The organism is Oleiphilus sp. HI0132, assembly GCF_001635845.1.
On the sequence record NZ_LWGJ01000159.1, the window covers coordinates 1 to 1276 of the forward strand.

A 1276-nucleotide genomic window follows, 5' to 3' on the forward strand; every position below is an offset into this window, starting at 1 on the left:
TTCAGTTTGCGGATAGGGCGGGTGCTTGCATAAGCTTTTATGGGGAAACTTTCAAAAGCTCAAACTTATCGCTTTTATTGTCTTCTGGAGAAGAGGTTCTTACGCTACATTTGGATTTAGAAGGCGAGCAAGAAACCATAACAGAGCAGCAAATTACCCGCTTCATTCCCGGGAAGTGGATTTACGATATTATCCATGCCTATGAGACCTTGATAACCTCAGAAAACCTCAAATCCATTGATGCGGCCTATAGTGACGAAGGGCTGGAGATCTTAAAACATAAGTTTGGCTTGTAAGAATTTATGCGGTGTTTGAGTGTCTTAGTGCTTAATTTCGGGTCTTAAACGAAAAATGCCGCATAAAAATGCGGCATTTTGAATAGGTGCTTCCCTTACCATTCCTTAGGTAACCAGCCTTCCTTGTTTACTTCCTTGTCCATATCCATATGTTGCTGTCATCGTCCTGACAATCAGCGTCGTCCTGATGGAAATGAATATTACGCATGTTCTTGCCTTCAGTATGTAGGTGATAATGCAAAAGCATGTAGGAAATATCTTACATTGGGAGCAAATAGTACGTTATTGAAGTGGGCCAGGCCTTTCGATACCAAAGCCTTGAGCGAAGTCTACACCAATTTCTTTTAGTGCGTCGGCGGTTTCCTGGTTTTCTACAAATTCCGCAATGGTCTGCAAGCCCGCTGCATGGCTAATACCATTGCAAGCTTCAACAATTCCACGATCAATCGGATCGTGTAACAAGTTCAAGACAAAGCTGCCATCAATTTTCAGATAATCTACTGGAATCTTCTTAAGATAAGAAAAGGAGCTCATCCCAGCACCAAAGTCATCGAGTGCAAATTTAAAACCTTCTTCTCTGATCTCGGAAATAAACTCTACGGCATCCTTAAGGTTGTCGATAGCACTGGTTTCGGTAATCTCGAAGCAAATACGTTCAGGAATGAACTCAAACTCTTTTAGTAAATGCCGAATATCTTCAAAGAAAGAGGCGTCACTAAGTGAATTACCTGACAAGTTGATGAAAAATGTTCCTTGATCCTGATACCCTAAACCTGATTCAGCCAAGTACTTAAACGCATTTTTTACCACCCATCTATGTAAACGTGGCATAAGTTTGTAGCGCTCGGCTGCGGGAATAAAGGAGCCGGGGTAAATCAGTTCTGAGTCATCATTAAGTCGAACCAGAAACTCGCCGTGTGCACCGCCACTACAGTGTTTTTGGAGGCCTTTCATGCTCTGGAAGTGGAGTATAAACAAAT

General features: G+C 42.2%; 2 protein-coding genes. One reads left to right on the top strand and one right to left on the bottom strand.

All coding sequences use genetic code 11. The features are described 5' to 3' along the window. Positions 1–296 (top strand): hypothetical protein (locus tag A3766_RS31800; protein ID WP_231882810.1); only part of this gene is annotated, 296 nt, incomplete at its 5' end. Between the two features lie 282 nt (positions 297–578). On the opposite strand, the gene A3766_RS02060 is transcribed toward A3766_RS31800, so the two are convergent. Continuing rightward, on the bottom strand, positions 579–1276 hold a 698-nt coding region (locus A3766_RS02060), incomplete at its 5' end, for an EAL domain-containing protein (protein ID WP_156508617.1).